13 protein-coding genes are annotated in these 17,403 nt (G+C 59.5%); 4 read left to right on the forward strand and 9 right to left on the reverse strand.

The features are described 5' to 3' along the window. Positions 1 to 98: 98 nt before the first annotated feature. From A477_RS0120415 to A477_RS0120455, 9 genes are all read right to left on the reverse strand, one after another. A complete protein-coding gene (locus A477_RS0120415; RefSeq protein WP_017200706.1) occupies positions 99 to 653 on the reverse strand; it encodes a GNAT family N-acetyltransferase in 555 nt (184 codons plus the stop codon). A 160-nt stretch (positions 654 to 813) separates the two neighbouring features. Further along, a complete protein-coding gene (locus A477_RS22630) occupies positions 814 to 1,650 on the reverse strand; it encodes a sulfurtransferase (protein WP_017200707.1) in 837 nt (278 codons plus the stop codon). Between the two features lie 121 nt (positions 1,651 to 1,771). Further along, the gene (locus A477_RS0120425; RefSeq protein ID WP_017200708.1) at positions 1,772 to 2,194 is read right to left on the reverse strand and encodes a hypothetical protein; all 423 of its coding nucleotides are present in this window, start codon (positions 2,192 to 2,194) and stop codon (positions 1,772 to 1,774) included. 103 nt (positions 2,195 to 2,297) lie between these two features. Then, entirely contained in the window at positions 2,298 to 3,047 is a 750-nt protein-coding gene (locus A477_RS0120430) for a ThuA domain-containing protein (protein WP_017200709.1), read from the reverse strand. A gap of 1 nt (position 3,048) precedes the next feature. Continuing rightward, positions 3,049 to 4,152: a Gfo/Idh/MocA family protein gene (locus A477_RS0120435; protein WP_017200710.1), complete on the reverse strand. Its 1,104-nt coding sequence runs from the start codon at positions 4,150 to 4,152 to the stop codon at positions 3,049 to 3,051. 48 nt (positions 4,153 to 4,200) lie between these two features. Beyond that, a complete protein-coding gene (locus tag A477_RS0120440; protein ID WP_017200711.1) occupies positions 4,201 to 5,100 on the reverse strand; it encodes a carbohydrate ABC transporter permease in 900 nt (299 codons plus the stop codon). Further along, positions 5,097 to 6,038: a carbohydrate ABC transporter permease gene (locus A477_RS0120445; RefSeq protein ID WP_017200712.1), complete on the reverse strand. Its 942-nt coding sequence runs from the start codon at positions 6,036 to 6,038 to the stop codon at positions 5,097 to 5,099. The genes A477_RS0120440 and A477_RS0120445 overlap by 4 nt, the downstream gene beginning before the upstream one ends. A 2-nt stretch (positions 6,039 to 6,040) precedes the next feature. After that, positions 6,041 to 7,351, reverse strand: a complete 1,311-nt coding sequence (locus A477_RS0120450) for an ABC transporter substrate-binding protein (RefSeq protein WP_017200713.1) — start codon at positions 7,349 to 7,351, stop codon at positions 6,041 to 6,043. A 198-nt stretch (positions 7,352 to 7,549) separates the two neighbouring features. Then, complete coding sequence (locus A477_RS0120455) at positions 7,550 to 8,545, reverse strand: LacI family DNA-binding transcriptional regulator (RefSeq protein ID WP_017200714.1); 996 nt, start codon at positions 8,543 to 8,545, stop codon at positions 7,550 to 7,552. 234 nt (positions 8,546 to 8,779) lie between these two features. Between A477_RS0120455 and A477_RS0120460 the strand changes: the two genes are divergently transcribed. From A477_RS0120460 to A477_RS0120475, 4 genes are all read left to right on the forward strand, one after another. Then, positions 8,780 to 11,065 carry an AAA family ATPase gene (locus A477_RS0120460; RefSeq protein ID WP_017200715.1) on the forward strand — a complete coding sequence of 762 codons (2,286 nt, stop codon included), beginning with the start codon at positions 8,780 to 8,782 and terminating at the stop codon, positions 11,063 to 11,065. A gap of 46 nt (positions 11,066 to 11,111) precedes the next feature. Next, positions 11,112 to 11,915 carry a hypothetical protein gene (locus A477_RS0120465; protein WP_017200716.1) on the forward strand — a complete coding sequence of 268 codons (804 nt, stop codon included), beginning with the start codon at positions 11,112 to 11,114 and terminating at the stop codon, positions 11,913 to 11,915. A gap of 191 nt (positions 11,916 to 12,106) precedes the next feature. Beyond that, positions 12,107 to 13,216, forward strand: coding sequence for a PDDEXK-like family protein (locus A477_RS0120470; protein ID WP_017200717.1), 1,110 nt, complete (start codon positions 12,107 to 12,109; stop codon positions 13,214 to 13,216). Between the two features lie 270 nt (positions 13,217 to 13,486). Then, complete coding sequence (locus A477_RS0120475; RefSeq protein WP_017200718.1) at positions 13,487 to 16,843, forward strand: type ISP restriction/modification enzyme; 3,357 nt, start codon at positions 13,487 to 13,489, stop codon at positions 16,841 to 16,843. Positions 16,844 to 17,403 lie beyond the last annotated feature (560 nt).

Genomic DNA, 17,403 nt, shown 5'->3' on the forward strand with positions numbered 1-17,403 from the left:
CCGGCCGGATCCTCGTGGCGGCGTCCTTGGTGGTTTCACGGCACAGCAGCGCCGGTGGTGGGATCCTCCCGTGGGCACCTGCACTTTGAAGTGCGACGTCACCAAGGTGTACCTCGAAGATCAATGTCACCGTTCGGCCACTCACTCGCATCGCGAGTCGACGAGCAGATGAGCGTTGGCGCTCCCTGTGACACGATGACCGATGTCTGGTCCGAGGGGGACAAGCACCGTTCCGTGGCGTGCACCTGAACCCATCCCGCCGACTCATAGAAAGGGACCACCTCCATCCGGCATCCGAGGAAACCGAAGTCGGTTTCGGCTTCCTCACGCATCGCCTTTTGTGCGTGCCGCATAACTCGTCCGCCGAGACCAGTACCGCGAAAGCGTTGATGGACCAGCACGCCTCCCGTGCCAGCCACCAAGATCTCGTCGGTTCCTACCAAGATCACACGACGCTGAAAGCCCACATGCGCCGCCAGCACTGACCCTTGGAACGCCAGTACATGGAAATCCGCCGGCGAGTAGCCATACGGCGCCTCGGGATTCCAACAGCCGTAATCGCTCAGGTACTCGCTGTCGAAAAGCTCTTCCAGCGCGGCCAGTTCCTTCATGCTGAGGTCCTCATGCCGCTGCAGCTTCAGGGCTTCATTCATTGTTCGAGCCTATGCCTTCGCATCGAGAACTCGGGTACTTTGGCCAGCCTGAAAGCCTGTTGCCGACCTCAAGCGCGTATACGCTCTGCTCGAGGATCCTTCACCCGGCCAGACTGAAAAGGTCTCCACTCTTCAAAATGGGGGCATCATTGCTCGGTCGTCAGCCCAGCTCGGCTCGGCGATGAGGCTCGGCTCCGTACTCCGACCACCCGCCGGCGTAGAGACGGCCCTGGCCGAGTCCTGCATGCTCCAGAGCGAGAAGGTTGTGGCAGGCCGTGACGCCTGAGCCACAGTAGGAGATGACGGCAGTCGCGTCTTCGACCCCAACCCTGGCAAACTCTCGTCGGAGCTCGGCGATCGGGCGAAGGCGTCCGTCGGGGGTGAGGTTCCCACGGCACGGGACGTTCACTGCGCCGGGGATATGTCCGGCTTGGGGATCGGTTGGCAGCTGGAGGCTTCCGTCGAAGCGGTCGGCATTGCGGGCGTCGATGATGATCCCGGCAGCCCCTGCCGTGATGTCCTCAAGTTGGGCGAGACCGGCGTCGGGCCACGGAGACGCCGTGAGGTTCGCGGGCGTCGGCTTCACAGGCGTCGTCTCCAGCGGTCCCGTCCATGCGGAAATCCCACCGTCGAGCAGCGCCGCCCGATGCCCGAGCGCACGCAGCATCCACACGAGCCGCGCGGCGATGACGCCGCCCGCGTCGTCATAGGCAACGACGGTCGTGTTGTCGCCGATTCCCAGGGAGGACATTCCATGCGCGAACACTTCAGGGTCGGGAAGCGGGTTCAGCCCGCGTGGTCCCGAATTGCCCGATAGCCATACGTCCAGGTCCACGAACACCGCACCTGGAAGATGCCCGCCGTCGTACGCTGCACGGCCCGAGGCGCCGTCGAGGTACCAGCGAACATCAGCGGTGACAACGCTATTTTGATGCGCCTTGAGCCACGCGACATCAACAAAGGGTGGAAGATCCTCTTGAGTAATTCGGCTGTCCATACAGTGCAGGGTAAATGATGCGTCCATATTTTGAGCAAAAAAATCCCATAATGTGGACATCCGGCAGAGGTGCAACGCGCGACCGCATCGGACCACCGGGATTGACAAAGCGGCGTCCGCATTAGCCCTTGGTGTCGTCAGCCAGCCGCCCCTTCGGACGTTGACGCAGGGACATCAAGGCGAAGGCATACAGCAAGCCACGCGCCACACCGAACAACCAAGGAAACGGTAGGTCGAAGCCCACCCAGAACACTGCTTCCGCTGGGAGAAGGGCCAGCCCAAGAACCAGCCCGGACCTCCGCCCCCTCCATGCCAGCCAAGCCGCCCACGACGCTGCCAGGACTACGGCGAGGAACACCATGAGCAGCGCCACAAAGGCCCAGCTTCGCAAGCCATCCCATGGACCCGCGTACATAGGGAAGAGGTCCATGAACATCGGCAGGTACCCGTTTTGGAGGAGGAAGATGCTGACGGGGATTGCTGGAATCCCGAACGCCGCAGCGTAGATCCAGGTCAGCACGGCCGCCACACGCGCTTTCCGCATAGCCTTCCTCGATTCGGCAGTCCCCAAGGACCGATTTACCGCTCAGCGGAACCGGCTAAGACCAGTGTGGAACAGAGGACTAGGAGGCGGAAGCCCTCACGGCCTACGCTCCCTCGAACCACCCACGTGCTGGGTTGGAGACTTCGGGCGCCTCCCGGAAAACACCGGGCTGGGCCACCCAACCCACCCCGTTGGCGATGACCTTCTGGATCTGCGGCTGGTGGTACACCGGGTATTCCTGGTCGCCCGGGCTGAAGTAGAAGATCCGGCCCTTGCCGCGCGAGAACGTCACGCCGGAGCGGAACACCTCTCCCCCGGCAAACGAGCTGATGAAGATCAGGTCATCGGGTTCGGGGATGTCGAACAGTTCCCCGTACATTTCCTGCTGCGGAATGACAATCGGGCTCTCAATGCCAGCCGCGATCGGGTGCGAAGGCTTGACCGTCCACACGAGCTCGCGCTCACCTTCGTTGCGCCACTTCAGGGAGCAGGTGGTCCCCAACAATCGGGTGAAGATCTTGGCGAAGTGCCCCGAGTGCAGCACCACCAATCCCATGCCGCCGAGCACGTGGCGCTGCACGCGCTCCACCACCTCATCAGCAACGTCCCCATGCGCAATATGGCCCCACCAGAGCAGCACGTCCGTCTGCTCCAGGACTTCCTCGGACAGCCCATGCTCCGGATCCGCCAGAGTGGCTGTCGAGATTTCCGAGTCCGGGTAGAAGCCGCGGAGCCCGGCCGCGATGGCACCGTGGATTCCTTCGGGGTACATGTCGCCGATGGTCGCAGGCTCGTTGCGGGCCTCGTGGACGGCCTCGTTCCAGACGACAATCTTCAATTTTGAATCAGACATTTCAGAGCACCACTTCACGTTGTTCGAGGGCGGATTTGTAGCAGGCATCAAGCACCAGGGCGCGGCTGAGGGCAAGGGACCCGTCGTGGCTTCCCCATACAGTCTCGCCACCGCGCACGGCGGCAATGAAATCGTCGACGACGGCCTGGTGGGCTCGCCCGGGTTCGGCCACCACCTCGAAGTCGGCGTTCTCGCCGTCCTTCTCGGTGAAGACGTGGACGTCCGCCACTGGGTTCTCGGAGGCGCCCACCGAGCGCAAGTCCGCTCCGCCGTCGGTCCCGTAAACGGTGAAGTCCATCAGGTCCCGTTCGTCGCGGTACGTGGCCCATCCCGCTTCCAGGATCAGGGTCCCGCCGCCTTCCAGCCGGATGAACGCGGAGGCGAAGTCTTCCACTTCAAACTTATGGCTGGAGTTGGAGGCTGTGTAGCGGGCGTTGCCGCCGAGACCGCGCGGGCCAAGTTCGGAGTGGGTGGACGCAGAGACGGCCCGCACCTTGGGTTCGCCCAAGAGGTGCAGCGAGTAGTCCAGGACGTGCACGCCGATGTCAGCAAGCGGACCGCCACCGGCGAGTTCCGGGTTGGTGAACCAGCTGCCCAGCATCGGAATGCCTTGGCGCCGGAGCCAGGATGCCTTGGCGTAGTACGGACGTCCCAGCGTTCCGGCGTCGATCACTTCCTTCAGCGCCTGGATGTCGCCGCGGCGGCGGTGGTTGAACGCGACGTCCAGAACCCTGCCGGCCTCACGGGCGGCGTCCACCATCTGTTGACCCTCGACGGCGTTGCGCGCCAACGGCTTTTCGCTCAGCACATGCAGGCCTCGCTCCAAGGACGCAATGGCGATCGGCGCGTGCAGGAACGTCGGCACGGCGACGCTGACGGCGTCGAGGCCTTCGAGCTCGATCATGTCTTCCCAGCGGGCGAAGGCGTGGGGAATGCTGTATTCCTCCTTCAGCTGGGCGAGAAGGTCGGCTTCCATGCCCGCGACGGCGACAATTTCGACGCCGTCGATATTGCTGTACGCCTTGAGGTGCTGCTGGCCGGCCCAACCGATGCCCACAACTCCCACTTTGAGGGTTGTGGACGGGGCCTGCTGCTGAATGCTCACGTTGTTCCTGTTCTTTCTGGGGTTACTAGGTTTGGGGTTGAAAAAGGACTAGCCCTTGACGGCGCCGGCCGTCATGCCTGACACGATGCGCTTCTGGCACAGGAGCACCAGGATGACCAATGGAATGGTGATGATCACCGATGCGGCGCTGATGGTGCCCAGGGGTTGGTCGAACTCGCTGGTGCCGCTGAAGAACGCAATGGCCACCGGGACGGGACGGGATTCCGGTGACGTGGTCAGAGTGACGGCCAGGAGGAATTCGTTCCAGACCGAGATGAACACCAGGATCGCCGTCGTCGCCAAGCCGGGGACCGCCAGCGGCAAAATCACCTTGCGGAAAGCGACGAACGGTGTGGCGCCGTCCATGTACGCGGATTCCTCCAGCTCTCGCGGGATCTCCTTGAAGAACGACGTCAGCGTGTAGATCGCCAGCGGCAACGCGAATGTCAGCTTCGGGATGATGAGGCCGAGCAAAGTGTCGTACAGGCCGATTTCGCGCCAGATGGAGAACATCGGCGCCGCGATGGCGATGGCCGGGAACGTGGTGACCGAGAGGATCAGCGTCAGGATCATCGCCTTGCGGCGCATCTTCAGCCGGGCCAACGCATAGGCGGCGAAGGACGCGAAAACCAGCGCCACGGTTGTAGTCACGACGGCGATAATCACCGAGTTGCGCAAGGCCAGGAGGAACTCGGGGTTCTGAAAGACCACCAGATAGTTTTCGAGCGTCGGCTGGCTCGGGAAGAGCTCGCCCTGGGAAAGGCTCGCGCCCTTCTTCAGGGACGTGTTGACCAGCCAGTAGAACGGAATGAGCGAGAAACCCATCACGGCAATGACGAACACCCACACCAAGGGATGCAGTTTCGATTCCCCACGCAAGCGACGCTTCGGCGCCTTCGGGCGCGTGGTGGGTGCCGCCGTCGGGCGTTCTGCAGTCAGCGTGCTCATTGTTCCTCCTTCGCGACGTCGCGGATGTTGCCGCCGGCGAAGCGGACATAGATGACCGAGACCACCATGACGGTGAGGAAGGTCAGGATGGACAACGCCGAGCCTTCGCCCACCAGCCGGTTTTCGCGTAGCTGTGTGTAAGCCAGCATGGACATGGACTCGGTGCCGTTGGCGCCGCGGGTGAGGACGAACGGCAGGTCGAAGACGCGGAGGGCATCCATGGTGCGGAAGATCGCGGCGAGGACGATCGCCGGGCGCAGCAACGGCAGGGTGATATTGACGAAGGTCTGCCATTTGCTGGCACCGTCGAGTTCTGCGGCCTCGTACGTTTCGGCGGAGATGACCTGCAGGCCGGCCAGGATGATCAGCGCCGCAAAGGGCGTGGTCTTCCAGACGTCGGCCATGACGATCACGGCCATCGCGTAGCCGTGCTCACCGAGCCAGACGACGTCGCCGCCCGGCAGTCCCAGCGCGGAGAGGACGTTGGTGACCAGCCCCATGTTGGGCTGGAACATTGTTTGCCAGGTAATGGCGCTGACCACGGTGATGATCGCGTACGGCAGCAGAACCACCGTGCGCAGGACGGCGCGGCCCTTGAACGCGAGGTTGAGCAGGAGCGCCATGGCCGTGCCGAGGATGAGTTCCAGGCTGACCGAGAGGCCTGCAAAGAGGAAAGTCTGGCCAAACGCAGCCCACCACTCTTGGCTTGCGAGGGCGTTGATGTAGTTTTCCAGGCCGACGAACCGGGACAGGCCGGCGGTGCGGACGCTGTACTGGTTCAGCGAGAGCCAGATCGCGTAGCCGATGGGGACCGCCGCAACCAGCGCCATGATGACCAGCGACGGCGCGGTCATGCGGAACGCGAGTTTCCGCTCGGCCCGGTCGCGGCCGCTTGTCTTCGCTGGGCCGCGGCTTGCCGGGATTGTTTTGAGTGCCATGGCTAGAAGCTCGCCTTGGCGGCGGTGATTTCCTCGGCCATCTTCTGCACGGCTTCCTCGGTGGAGGCGGTGCCGGAGAGGACGGCGTAGACGTTCTTGTAGATCGCCTGACTGATCTGCGGGTAGACCGGGGAGATCGGCCGCGGTTTGGCGCCCTTCACCGAGGCGAGGAGTTCGGTGGCGAACGGCATCTTCTGGAGCACCGAGGGGTCAGAGTAGGCAGCCTCGTTGACCGGGGCCTGCGAGTAATCCATGGCCACGTGCTTCTGCCAGTCCGGGGTGGTGGCGAAGTCGATGAACGCGACAGCCCCGGCTTGGTTGGTGGAGTGGGCCGAGATCGCGAGGTTCCAGCCGCCCAGCACGCCGGAGGCCTTGCCGCCTTCCCATGCCGGCAACGGCGCGACGTCAAAGCTCGACGCCAGCGGTGTCGCGTTCAACAGCCGATACACGTGCGGCCAGTTGCGCTGGTATCCGAAGTCGCCGGACTCGTAGGCGAGGCGGGCCGGGTCTTCGTTGTAGGTGAGGACGGCGCGGTCAGCTGAGCCGTTCTTGAGCCCGTCGCTCATGAAGTTCAGGACGTCGCGGGTTTCCTTGGAGTCGATTGTGACGTCGCCTTGGTCGTTGAGGACTTCGCCGCCTGCGCTGTAGAGCATTTCGAGGAAGTTCACCGTGAGGCCTTCGTACTGCTTGCCTTGGTAGACGTAGCCGTTGCCGGGAGCCTTGGCCGCTTCCGCGTATAGCTGCTGCCAGGTCTCGGGCTTGGCTACCTTGTCCTTTTGGTAGTAGATCAGTCCGGCGTTGGTGAAGAACGGCGAACCCCAGTACTTGTCCTGGTACTTAGTGGTTTCCACAGTGGAGGGAATGAGCCGGTCCTTGTTGGCTTCCACCAGCTTGGTCTGGTCCAGCAGCCAGCCCTGGGAGGCGAACTCGGAGGTCCAGATGACGTCCGTGACGAAGAGGTCGCACTCCGTCGACTTGCCCTCGAGCCGCTGCACGATCTGCGTGCGGGCCTCGTCCGTGGTGGCGCCGATCTCGGTGTACTTGGCCGTGACCTTGCCGTTCGCCTTGGTGAACGCCTCTGCCGTGCCCTTGTAGATGCCGCTCGCGTCCTTCACGCCGCAGATGTTCACGGCACCGCTGGCATTAGCGCCCGACGCCGGATCGGCAGCTGCCGCTTGTTCCGCACCTTGGGGCGCGGCTCCCCCGCCGCACGCGCTGAGGAGGAGGGCTGCTGCTATTGCGGTTGCGGCTAGGGCCTTGCGGTTTGTTGCGGCTTTGTTTTGGAGCGGGAGAGCAGGTCGGTTCAAGTCCACAAGTGGCTCCTTTGGTGTCTGTGGGCGGTGGCGTTCAGTGCGCGTTTGGCTGTCCCGCGTGCTGAGGGTGGCTTCGTTGCCGGTTGTTCTTTTGTTCGGTGGAATCGATTCCAAATGTGTTCAAAAGAATCGGCCTTGTGGCCGTGGAATCGATTCCAAAATAGTGTGACAGGGGCCATTGCGGGCTGTCAACCCTCTTTATTTCGTGGAGTCTCGGATGACGAGTTCGTGGGGGAGGAAGGTTCTGCCCTTGCGGTGTGCGCCTGGGATTGTCATGCGTTCCAGAAGTTCAGCAAAGGCTACGCGGCCCATCTCGTAAGCCGGCTGTCTGACCGTCGTTAGCTCTGGGACGCACATTTCTGCTTGGGCAGAGTCATCGAAACCTGCCACGGCGATGTCGTCCGGGACCTTTAGGCCTGCGTCGGTGAGCTCGCGGACGCAGCCCGCGGCAACGACATCGGTCCCGCAGAAAACGGCTTCGGGGAGGTCTTTCTGTTCCAGGAGTTTCTTCGTGAGTGCTCTGCCCGAGTGGAAACCGAAGTTGCCTTCGCCGAACAGGATCTGGTCCGGCTCCAAGCCCGCTTCCGTGAGGGACTGGCGGAATCCTTCCTCGCGCAGCCGGCCGGAGCGGGCACCCCTGTGCGCAAGCATGGCCAGCTTCTTGGCGCCCGTGTCGATCAGGTGTTTGGTGATGTCGTAGGCGGCTTGGCGGTCGTCGATGGACACCCCAAAAGCTGCTTCGGCGTCGACGATTTCACACACCTGGATGACGCTCAATTGATCGGCGACAGTGTTGACCTCGTCGTCCGGCATGGTCGGTGAGAAGATCACTAACCCATCCACAGAGCCGTTGCGCAGCATGTCCACAAGCTGTTGTTCGCGATCCAAGTCCCCGTCGGTCGCTGCGACGAGGCTGACGTAGCCGGAGTCTGCTGCAGCGTCGCCGACACCGCGGAAGACTTCACTGATCACGAGCGAGTCAAGGTTCTTAGCGAGGGCGAGGACGCGCATGGTTCGGTCTCTTCGGAGATCCCTTGCCGAGGCTAGCGGTCGGTAGCTAAGCTCCCGGATTGCGGCGTTGACCTTCTCCTTGGCCGCCTCGCTGGCAGCCGGGCTCCCGTTCAAGACGCGCGACACAGTCCCCACGGACACACCCGCCGTCTTGGCGACGTCCTGCACTGTCGGCCGAGCCATTCAATTATCCTTCCGCGAGCAGTGACGATGATCATTGCCACCATGTCACCTCCGTGCCTCAGCATAGCTGGAGCAGCCAAATCAAGGATGAATGCGCACCACAGGTCAGAGTGAGACGAACGCAGTTGACGTGGCAGTAACCCTCGTCGATCCATCGGAGAATGCGGCGAGCCTAAGCCAGGACGCGCCGAGGCAAGGCGCGGATGTGCGACTACCTCTCGTTACAGTGATTCCATGCTTCGCCGTCTCGAACCGACCCACTCCTATCGCTCCCTAAGCAAGGGGTTCTGGTCGAACACCTTGCCTTTGGCCAGGCGCTCAGTCATCTATGGCCACAATGGCAGTGGCAAGTCGTCATTCGCATCCCTTCTTCTTGAGATCGCTTCAGACGATGCTTCCACCGAGGTGTTGTGGGAAGACGAACACGGCCAGAGCCACACTGTGAGAGTCGGGCAAGGCGCACCATCCTCCGCCATTGCTGTCTTCACCAAGGAGTGGGTTCGTAGGAACTTGTCTCAGTTCCTCGACGGTGCCACAGCCTCCCCCATCGTGACGCTGGGCGAGGAGGCCATTGAGGCCAAGGAACAAGAAGAGGAACTGTCTAAACAAGTCGAGAACCTGCGTGCCAAAGCCAAGGAGTCCGATAGGAAGCGTCAGGAGCAGCAGGCCAAGGCCAAAAAGCTGGCAACCGCAGCGCAAAACGCCATTGCCGATCAATTGCGCGAGTTCGACTACCAACGCTTCACCAAGAATCGTTTCTCCCTGCCCGTAATTGAGGGAAAGCTCCGTGACTACAAAGGAGAGTTTCCCGATGAAAATAGGCACGCCGAGGCCCTCAAACGCCTAGGTGAGGGTGCCGCAGTCCGAGTCGGGACCATCACAGAACCGCCTAAAGTCATCTCGGCCACTCTGGACCGCCTCGGTCCTTTACTCTCAGAGACTCCGACACGCGTCGCCCTTGAAATGCTCGCGACGGACAATGGCAGGCAGACCTGGGTTGAACACGGCTTAAAGCTCCATGAGCAATTGGATGTGTGTCTTTTCTGCTCGAACCCACTCACAGACGAGCGCCGGGAGGAACTCGCTAAGCACTTCGACCAAAGCTGGCTAATCATCCGCGAGCGTGCGCACTCGCTCCTGCAATCGATCCAGCAGGCAAGGGGCAGTCTTTCGGATTGGTTCAGCAACCTCCCAGACCCGTTGGAAGTATCCAGTGAGCTACGAGACGCGTTTGTTACACATCTCCACATGGTCAAGGATGCCGTAGCAGTACGACTCAAAGTTCTCGAGGACATCGAGAGTGCGTTGCACGCCAAGGCGGACGACCCGAGTATCACACTGCCAGAACCCGACTGGGCCGCTCTTAACGAGAACTACACAGTGGCCCCGCTTCAACAGGCCGTGGAAGAACACAACAAACAGGCCGACGAACATCTTCTCGTAGCGGAAGCTCGTTATGAGACGGTTCTTGACCATATAGTCGGTTCCCGCAGTGACGCCTTCCGCAGTCTTGAGGAGCAAACTCGAACCGCGCAGGCGGAGGCGAAAGCGGCAAATGATGGCGCTGACCTGGCACAGCGTACCCTCCTGGCCCTCCGCCAACAGAAGTTCTCCAATAGTCAGATGGCCAAGACCCTCACCACTGATCTAGCTCGTGTCTACGGGAAAGACCATTTGAGCGTTGCAGTGACAGATGACGGAAAATCCTATGCATGTCGTCGCGGGGATGACCCTGCTACCCATCTAAGCGATGGGGAACGCACAACACTTTCGTTGCTCTACTTCCTCCGCAAACTGGAGGATGAAACCGTTAGCGGTGATAAATCCGCGCGCATCGTCGTAATAGATGACCCATCCAGTTCACTTGACCGGGAGGCCCTTTTTGCGACTCATCAGTGGCTGGTGGACACGCTCAATGGCTTTGGCCAGTTCATCGTGCTCACCCATGATTTTGGCCTTCTCCGCCTCTTTCTCAAGTCGCAGAAGAACGCTTGGGACAACTCACGCAAGAAAATTCGGGAGGGTAATGCCGACGAAGAGCGTTTCCCAAAGGCCTCCTTCCTTGAAATGTATGCGTCAAACGACAACGGGGGACGCCGCACCAAAATAGCACCGCTTCCTCCCATGCTTTCAAAGCACACGACGGAGTACGCTTACCTGTTCAGCAAAGTGATGAGCGGAGTTGCTGACGGTACCGACCACGATCAACTATTCCTGTTGCCCAACGCAGCGCGCCGCGTTTTGGAGGTATTCACAAGTTATAAGGCTCCTCATCTTGGAAACTTCGACCAGCGGCTTGGCGACTTAATGGGAAACCCGGTTTCTAACCCCTACCGTGACGTATACGACTTCTGCAACAGATACTCTCACGGCGAAGGGAATGAAAGCGTAGATGTGCTGGACGGTCGCGTAGTCCATGGGCAAATCCGCCGGTGCATGGAATTTATGAAATCTGCAGACCACGAACACTTCGAACGGCTGTGTAAGGCGACAGATATAGATCCAGCCATAATTTCCTGATGTTGCGACCCGCACCTTGGCATCCAAAGACGGATACAATTTTAGTATGCGCATAGATCACTTCGAGTCAGAGTTCAATATTGATCAGCTGCCCGCCCCTAAGGGCGACCCGATCGGTAACACAAGCTTAGGAAAGCTTGTTCAAGCTTTACCCGTGTGCGAACGCCTAAATCATTCCAGGCAAGTGCTTATTCTTGACGCAGTTCGAACGTATTACTTTGCCAAAGCCTTCCGTTCCGCGATCCGAGAACTTGAGAAAAAGTTACCCGAATCTATTTCACTGACTACGACGATGATTAGCAAAGACCTAATGCGGGTGGCCGTCCTCAACATCGCCTCTATCAACGACCAGTCACCCCGCACTAAATCACTTCCGAACACCATACTGGTGCTCAGGTTGGCGCTGGCGAACTCTCAGGAGGAAGAAGCGAAAACTGCAATATCACTGCTGGATGAAATATCGAGGAGTATAAATCCGGATACCCAGATACCGTTGAAGTACGTCCGATACATGCGAAACAAGTGGGCTGGGCACGCTTCTCTAGACAGACAAGTTGATGAGTGGGCGTCGGCCGACTCGACCCTTTCGTTACCTTTGATAGAGGAGGGGCTGACCCGGCTCGTCAATGCCCATCAGGACTTGAGTGAGGTCCTGAACATGAGCGAGGAAGCCCAGAAAGTGCTGACCGCGGCAGACGTGCAACCTACCGTCATCGATGGCGTCGAAACTCTTCCGCTGACTTTCGAATGGTCGTCGGCCGTGCACCTCGCGGAGACGGTCCGAGTTGCTGCAAAAAATTCTGCTTCACGCATCGTTACATGCCTGGCTACCGGCGCCCTACGAGCGTAAGCGTCCATCAACTACTAACACTTTCAACCTGCGCGGCCACCACACTCTGAACTACCGTCTCGTCTCCGCTGAGGTCACGGTGAGAACAAATCGACGCCGCATGTCCCCTCAGCCACTCCTCCGACCCGCTTAGCGAAGCGGTCTGGTGCATCACTCATGACAATGTCGGTGCTGACAGATATGAATGGGTAATGGACTTCGCCGACATCGCTGCACGCATCGAAAGAAATGTTCTTGGACGCCTCATGCATGGGCAGCGCGAACTCTTCCACACCAACCTCCTAGCTTGGTTCTTCGAGGAGATGCCTGACGCCGCTGATGCCGTATTTAAGCCGTTCAGCGCGCCGGGAGTGGGGCGTAAGCGTCTCGTCGAACGTGAGCGACAGAACATGGATTTGATACTGCAGTGGCCGGACCGGGCACCACTGGTAATCGAGAACAAGGTCTTCGCAATCCCCGACCAATTGCAACTAAATAAGTATGCGAAGCTCGCCTCGGCTTGGCCTGGTTCGCCGCCGGCATACTGTCTGCTCGCGGTGTCGGCGCCCCCACGGCGACAACTCCATGAAGGCCCTGAAACGCAGTCCGACTGGCAATACCTTAGCTATGGAGAGCTGGCTCGCAGGATCGAGTCCTCGCTTCCGCTTGAATCGTCGTATGAGGTAGAGACGATGCGGCAGTATGCAGCGTTGATCGCTGACCTGCAGCAATTGGTGTCCGCGGTCGACGTGGCCTCGGAACAGGAAGAGGTCTGGCTCCCGGAGTCGACAATGCACGCTGTGGGCAGCTCGCAGATGTACGCAGCGCTGCAGAAAGCACGTGCTCAGCGCATAGCACACGAAATCGAGCGCAAGGAAACGAGTCTGGCATGGACACACATCGAGCATGGGATGACGCGGTCGGCAGCCCTAGTTAGCTGCTTCGAACATATACGCCTTCGCGGAGTTGACCTGTGGGCGGGATGGCAGCTGCAGGGTGACCAGTTCCGCAGGGCAGTCATCTTTGTCAAACCCGAGCTGCAGGGTCCGGGACCCCTGCTCCGTGAACAGCGTAGTGTGCTCGCTCGTTCCATGCCTGAGTTGTTTGTCTTTCCCTCGCTGCCAGCAGCCATCTCAGCAGGTCGTAACGAATTCAACCACTTTGCACCGAATTTTGTATACCAGTACTACAAAGTGCCTAGGCTCCGCATCCGCGATCTTCTCAGAGCGGCAGCGGAAATTCACAATGATCTTTCCCGATTCGAGCGCATCGACGGGCGGGCCCTCGCGCGTAGCAACGTCTCCGTGGCACTGCGAGGATAGACGTGATCACGCGTAATCGTTGCCGTTGGCGAATCCCGTTCGGGGTTGAAACGGCATTCAAGGTTGGGTCTCAGTCTCGGGGAGACCCGAAAGTCCACGCCGTTAGCACCGAGTCATACGAGAAGGAATCGACGCATTATCACAGCTAGGTAGCACGAGGGCGACTCTGAATCCCCTCGGATCAATTCGACGAGATCAAATGGGCCTTTAAACTTTCAGCAAATGAATTCCGACTAGGCTCTATCTATACGAAGTTTACGGGAGCCAAAAATGAGTTCAATCGCAGCACTGACAGATCCAGCTATCTCGGCTTTCGGCGAAGCTTGCAAGGCCAAGCTCGCCGGGCCTGGTGACCGAGAGGCCGCGATCCGAACACCTCTAGAAACCCTCCTCGGCGCCTACGGGGCCGCGTTCGGACTCAAGACGGTCTTTCATGACGAAGTTCGCGATGTGGAGAGGCATGTCCGCCCTGACTACGGAGTTTCGGTCAACGGCGCCATCACGGGTTATGTCGAGGTCAAGGCACCAGGGAAGAGTATCAATCCTACTGAGTTCACTGGCCACGACAAGAAACAGTGGGAACGTCAGCGTGACCTACCGAACCTGCTTTACACCAACGGTACCGACTGGCGACTCTATCGCGATAGCGAACTCCTTGCGGGTCCCATTTCTCTCAGTGGAGGGCCACTAGAGGAAGCTGGCAGTGCCCTGTCGGCACCGGCTACTCTCGAAGCGCTGCTAGTCGACTTCCTCAAATGGAAGCCTGCCCCCATCACTAGTGTTGCTGCGCTGGTCCGAGCAGTAGCCCCTTTGACCCGCGTCCTCCGCGGAGAAGTTTTGGACCAGCTCGATTCTGAGGGCCGCAAAATTCGCGAAGGTGGCGATAAGGATGCGCAGCCGTTCCTGGGTCTAGCCCAGGATTGGCGGGCGCTCCTCTTTCCGAACGCCGATAGCGAAACATTCGCCGATGGATATGCTCAATCGGTTACTTTTGGGCTCCTCCTCGCACGGACGGAGGGCATCGACCTCGAAGGCAGTTCCCTACACACCGTGGGTAAGCTGCTCGGAGCGGAGCATTCACTCATGGGCAAGGCGCTGCAACTGCTCACGGACGACGTCGCCGCCGATTTCAAAGTAACGCTCGATCTCCTAGTCCGCGTCATCGGCGCCGTCGACTGGCCCCGCGTCCGCAAAGGGAGGCGCGACACCTATCTGCATCTTTACGAGAATTTCCTGGAGCTCTACGACAAGGACCTGCGAAAGGCTTCAGGCTCCTACTACACACCCCGCGAGGTCGTTGACGAAATGACGCGGCTGACTGAGGAAGTGCTTGTAAGTCATCTGGGGAAGGCCACCGGTTTTCGTGATCCTCAAGTTCTGACCGTCGATCCGGCAATGGGAACTGGCACATTCCTCCACACCATTTTGGAGCGTGTTGCGAAGGCGGCAGAAGAAGCCGAGGGGCCCGGGTCGGTTCCAGGCGCTGTTAGCCAAGCAGCGGAGAGGATAGTCGGCTTCGAAATTCAAATGGGCCCGTACGCGGTCGCCGAACTCCGCGCGCACGACCTTCTTGCGTTGTACGGAGCCAAGACCCCAAAAGACGGACTAAAGCTCTTCGTTACTGACACACTCGACGATCCCCTTGCCGAAGAGACGCAGTTGGGTTCGGGCCTTAACCTTCTCGCGAAGGCTAGGCGCGATGCCAACAGGGTGAAGTCCGGAACCAATGTCACAGTGGTCATCGGGAATCCGCCTTACAAAGAACTCGCCGCGGGTCAGGGCGGATGGGTTGAGTCGGGAAGCCCGGCTCATGACGGCGAAAAGAAGAAGAAGCGCAGTCGTGCGATCCTTGAAGACTTTTTCTCCGTCGATATGTCCCGTTACAAAGCTAAGCTAAAAAATCTTTATATCTACTTCTGGCGCTGGGCGACTTGGAAAACGTGGGAGTCCACCGTCGACCATCTCAGCGGGGACGCCGGTATTGTTTGTTTCATTTCAACATCTGGATACGTTGCCGGCCGCCCCTTTACGGCCATGCGTAAGTATCTCCGGGAGCAGGCCTCTGACGGATGGATCATCGACCTTACGCCGGAGGGACAGACTCCCGACATACCAACGCGAGTCTTTCCAGGTGTGCGCCAGCCCCTCTGCATCGGTATCTTCGTCCGCAAGCCTCAGTCCGAGAGGTCCAAGCCTGCGGTTATCCGACACATAGCTCTAAAAGGCAAGCAGACCGACAAGTTCAAAGCGCTCTCCGAACTCACTTTAGACAGTCCCGAATGGCGGACGGCTCGGTCGACATGGACCGCACCATTCACACCTGCGGCCTTAAACGGGTGGGATGACCATCCGGCCTTGGACGACATTCTTCCTTGGTATTCCCCCGGCATCTTTGCTACACGGACATGGATCTACGCTCCCGCCGCTGAGATTCTGAAGAAGCGATGGGCGAAACTCATCGCTGCCCCAGCTCCGGAGAAACCGAAGCTGTTCAAAGAAGGCAGTGAACCGCGCCTAAATAAGTCGTTTCCCGTCCTCCCGGGGAGTGACACTTCAAAGTCGACCTTGCCACTTGCTCAGGAGACCGATCCCGTGCCGACAGAACCGGTTCAGATCGGGTACCGAGCATTCGATAGGCAGTGGATCATTCCCGACAATCGGGCTATTCACAGATCTGCAGCTGCCCTATGGGCAGCGAGGTTGGACGGGCAAGCATTCGCCGTCGAACTGCACACAAAGGTTCTCAAACCCGGCCCTGGCATCGTTTTTTCAGCATTGGTTCCCGACTACGACCATTTCAAGGGGTCGGAAGGCGGGCGGGTTCTCCCCGCACTCCACCCGGACGGCACGGCAAATATTGCGCCTGGGCTGGCCAAATCTCTTACAACAATTCTCGACACTCAGGTCAACGAAGCGGACGTCGTCCCCTACGTGGCGGCACTGACGTCCCATGCAGCCTACACAGCTACATTCTCGGATGAACTACAGACACCAGGTGTCAGAGTCCCATTCACAGCTGATCAGTCGCTGTGGAGAACCGCCGTGCAATTGGGACAAGAAGTGATTTGGGCCCAGACATACGGAAGTAGCTTCACTTCGAACACTCGGTCGAAGGGAGCCATCCGGTTTGACGCAGGCGACCCCCGTCGCATCACTGCAACGTCCGCCATCACTTCTATGCCAGAAAGCATCTCCTTCGATCTGGCTACAGGCGAAGTCAAAGTTGGGGACGGAAGTTTCGGTCCGGTATCTCCGGAAGTCTGGGATTTTACAGTGGGCGGAAAACGCATCGTCTCTGCATGGTTCAGTTCACGTAAGAAAAATCCCGGCGGCCTGAAGCTTTCCCCGCTTGACTCTGAGTTCGTGGAGACTTGGGATCCGACTTGGACAAGCGAGCTCATTGATCTGCTGTCGGTCCTCACGCGACTAATAGCACTCAACAAGATGCAGGCCGAACTTCTGGCAAAGGTTATGGCTTCGCCACTGATCTCCAAAGATGCGATGGCCAGCCACGGAACGCAGTGGCCAGAGATTCCGCGTGCAGCAAAACCGCGCTTTCCTGTGCAGTCTCAGGAAAGCAGCGAGAATGCTGCGCAAGGAGTGTTCAACCTCGGCGAATCCAAATAATGACAACGTGGGTTGCCCGCCAACGACAACCACACCTATCTTTCGACGATAAGTTGAGCCGAGCAGCCATTTTCGATTGCACGCATCGGCACCCCCTTTGGGGACCGGCGCTTTAGAGTCGACTATTTAGGTTCAGGTTGCTCTAGTCGTAGACCGACATCAAGGCTGTGCTGGTTCTGCAGACTTCGAGCTTCAGGCGGGCGGCCCTGTCACGTGCAGCCCAATTCTTCGGCCCTCCTCGTTGCGTGTCTTATCGCTGTGTCGCTTCAGTTGACCACCAGTCTTATGACCGCGCGCAGCCCGTCATGTCACGTCGATTCGCGCTATCTGAACGTCACCTGCTCGGTGAGGATCTGCCACTTCTGAAGGACCTCAACTATCTAACAGTGGCGGCAGCTCCGAGGCAGAAGACCTCCATCGAAGGCCAGCCCAGCGTCGACCCACCCCATACTCCTGGTATCCCAAACCCCCACCTCGCCACCCACCCCCTTGACTCCCACCCCCACCTTCCCTAAACTTTTCATAAAGCAGAATCTAAATTCCACAAAGCGGAAACTGAG

Source organism: Arthrobacter sp. M2012083 (genome assembly GCF_000281065.1).
GTDB lineage: Bacteria > Actinomycetota > Actinomycetes > Actinomycetales > Micrococcaceae > Arthrobacter.

Excerpts from the sequence above, each read along its gene's own strand:
- A477_RS0120430 (WP_017200709.1), bottom strand. The coding sequence starts at position 3,047 with ATGTCTGATTCAAAATTGAAGATTGTCGTCTGGAACGAGGCCGTCCAC.
- A477_RS0120440 (WP_017200711.1), bottom strand. The coding sequence starts at position 5,100 with ATGAGCACGCTGACTGCAGAACGCCCGACGGCGGCACCCACCACGCGC.
- A477_RS0120415 (WP_017200706.1), bottom strand. The coding sequence starts at position 653 with ATGAATGAAGCCCTGAAGCTGCAGCGGCATGAGGACCTCAGCATGAAG.
- A477_RS0120465 (WP_017200716.1), top strand. The coding sequence starts at position 11,112 with ATGCGCATAGATCACTTCGAGTCAGAGTTCAATATTGATCAGCTGCCC.
- A477_RS0120455 (WP_017200714.1), bottom strand. The coding sequence starts at position 8,545 with ATGGCTCGGCCGACAGTGCAGGACGTCGCCAAGACGGCGGGTGTGTCC.
- A477_RS22630 (WP_017200707.1), bottom strand. The coding sequence starts at position 1,650 with ATGGACAGCCGAATTACTCAAGAGGATCTTCCACCCTTTGTTGATGTC.
- A477_RS0120475 (WP_017200718.1), top strand. The coding sequence starts at position 13,487 with ATGAGTTCAATCGCAGCACTGACAGATCCAGCTATCTCGGCTTTCGGC.
- A477_RS0120445 (WP_017200712.1), bottom strand. The coding sequence starts at position 6,038 with ATGGCACTCAAAACAATCCCGGCAAGCCGCGGCCCAGCGAAGACAAGC.
- A477_RS0120470 (WP_017200717.1), top strand. The coding sequence starts at position 12,107 with ATGGACTTCGCCGACATCGCTGCACGCATCGAAAGAAATGTTCTTGGA.
- A477_RS0120460 (WP_017200715.1), top strand. The coding sequence starts at position 8,780 with ATGCTTCGCCGTCTCGAACCGACCCACTCCTATCGCTCCCTAAGCAAG.
- A477_RS0120425 (WP_017200708.1), bottom strand. The coding sequence starts at position 2,194 with ATGCGGAAAGCGCGTGTGGCGGCCGTGCTGACCTGGATCTACGCTGCG.